A 2,330-nucleotide genomic window follows, 5' to 3' on the forward strand; every position below is an offset into this window, starting at 1 on the left:
AAGGTAACCGTAGGGGAACCTGCGGTTGGATCACCTCCTTACGAAGTGCCTGACAGTGTTCACATAGATTGTTTGTTGTAGAGAGAAAACACTTTATTGGGTCTGTAGCTCAGGTGGTTAGAGCGCACCCCTGATAAGGGTGAGGTCGGTGGTTCAAGTCCACTCAGACCCACCAATTTAGGTTAAGTCAGCTATTGCGAATTTGGTAGTGCTAAAAAGCGAAGGCAAATCGAATTGGTAGAAGTGATGAAGTGAAGATAGATGGGGCTATAGCTCAGCTGGGAGAGCGCCTGCCTTGCACGCAGGAGGCCAGCGGTTCGATCCCGCTTAGCTCCACCATTATTTGTTCTTTCTGTTTACTTTTTATTTATCCTTTTCAATGTTTTTCATACCTACCAAGCCAGTAGAATTCATGTTTTAAAATCAAAAGTTTTCATGGTTTAACACGGTACATTATTGCTTATTTTTGAAGCAAAGTTGCACCACATTAAATTAAATTGACTTACTTATCCATTTCAAATAAATCAAGTTATCTATTTCTCATTTACTAATTTTAGCTTTGCATTGTATTTAGTTGTTTAGTATTAACTTTGGTATCCATTTTGCAATGATCTTGTTTTAGGTTGTGTTTTTATATCGTTATTTAACAGAGGATCCTAAAATGATGTCAGAAACAAACAATAAAGTTATATTATCTCGTCGACATTTTTTAACTTATTCCGGTATTGCCATTGGCGGTATAACGGTTAGTTCTACTTTACGGAAAAGCTATGCTGCTCAAGAGCCTGTTTTAACTAATGTGAATGCTCTATCTTCAGTTAGTGAAATTGCGACCCCCAGTTTGGAAAATCCGGTTCGTTTAAATTTTAATGAAAATGCTTTGGGTATGTCACCTAACGCCAAACAAGCGGCTATTACAGCGGTGAGTAAAGCAAATCGTTATGCAAAGCATGAAATGCCTTTGTTAAGTCTGGCAATAGCAAAACATCATAATTTAAATTCTGATTATGTATTATTAACAGCCGGATCATCAGAAGGTATTCGCAGTTCAATTGTTGCATTTACTAAAGAAAAAACACAATTTGTTATCCCAGAACTAACTTATGGCGATGGTGAATATTTTGCAAAAATAGCCAATCTTCCTGTTATTAAAGTGCCCAATTTGACAGATTGGGCAATTGATATAGAGGGATTGATAAATAAGGTCGAACAATATTCGGGATATTCTATTGTATATCTTGTAAATCCAAATAATCCGACATCAACTATCACTGATACAAAAAAAGTTTTTGATTGGATTCGTAGCAAACCGAAAAACACGATATTCATTGTTGATGAAGCATATGCTGAATTTGTGAATGACGCAAGTTATCAGTCAGTTGATACTTTAATTGAACAAGGCTATGAAAATGTCATCTTATTGAAAACATTTTCTAAGATTCATGCTATGGCGGGTTTACGAGTAGGGTATGTACTTGCCAATCCAATCCATATTAAAAACATCGCCCAATATGTTGCCGGTGAAAAATTGAATTATTGTGGTGTGTGTGCTGCATTAGCTTCAATGGAAGATCAATCTTATTTGAAATATTCTAAAAAGGTAACAGATACATCACGATTAATTATGGAGCAAGTTCTAAAAGAATTAGACTTATATTATGTTGCTTCGGAGACCAATTTTATTTTTCATAAAATTCCAATTGCACTTAATGAGTATCAACAATTATTAAAAGACAAATTTATTTTAGTTGGTCGAGCTTTTCCTCCAGCAAATGGCTGGTGTCGAATTTCATTAGGAACACCTGGGGAAATGTTATATACGGCAACTATACTAAAACAGCTACGCGAACAAAACTTTATTTAATCTTAAAACATAAATTTCTAAATTTATAATGATAAAATGGCATCAAGCGATGCTATTTTTTTCTAAATTAAGATGATTTTAGATAAGATGTATTTCTGCTAGCCAGATATAGCATAAAATAGATACAAACGTGCATTATTTTGATATTTTTTTAAAATTAATGTTGTGTTATTAAAAATTCTGTACTAATATAGCGCCCACTTCAGAGATGAGGTGTTTTAAAAAAGAAATGCAGTAAATTTAATGTGCGAGTTGCTCGCAGTTTATTGGTAAGTGCATGTAGTTGTGTGCTAATTAATAAAGCTCTTTAACAAGTAGGAACAAGCTGAAAGAAACGAGTTCTCGTTTTTGCGGAATAGATTGATATGAAAGTATGAATGTTATGAAGCAGGAAAGAGAAAAAGCGAAGAGAAAACCAGAGACAACTGTGAGTTGTAAGGTTAAGAAACTAAGCGTACACGGTGGA

1 protein-coding gene and 2 tRNA genes are annotated in these 2,330 nt (G+C 34.6%); all 3 read left to right on the forward strand.

Translation table 11 applies throughout. The features are described from left to right. The first annotated feature begins 98 nt into the window (after nucleotides 1-98). Nucleotides 99-175, forward strand: a tRNA-Ile gene (locus JMI89_RS03710). A gap of 88 nt (nucleotides 176-263) precedes the next feature. Then, nucleotides 264-339 (forward strand) — tRNA-Ala (locus JMI89_RS03715). A gap of 322 nt (nucleotides 340-661) precedes the next feature. Next, nucleotides 662-1,864, forward strand: coding sequence for a histidinol-phosphate transaminase (locus JMI89_RS03720; RefSeq protein ID WP_187754218.1), 1,203 nt, complete (start codon nucleotides 662-664; stop codon nucleotides 1,862-1,864). Nucleotides 1,865-2,330: the final 466 nt, after the last annotated feature.

This window comes from Frischella sp. Ac48, from assembly GCF_019641635.1.
Classification (GTDB): Bacteria; Pseudomonadota; Gammaproteobacteria; order Enterobacterales; family Orbaceae; genus Frischella; species Frischella japonica.

Bases quoted from the DNA above. Each gene is read 5' to 3' on its own strand.
- JMI89_RS03720 (WP_187754218.1), top strand. From the start codon at position 662: ATGATGTCAGAAACAAACAATAAAGTTATATTATCTCGTCGACATTTT.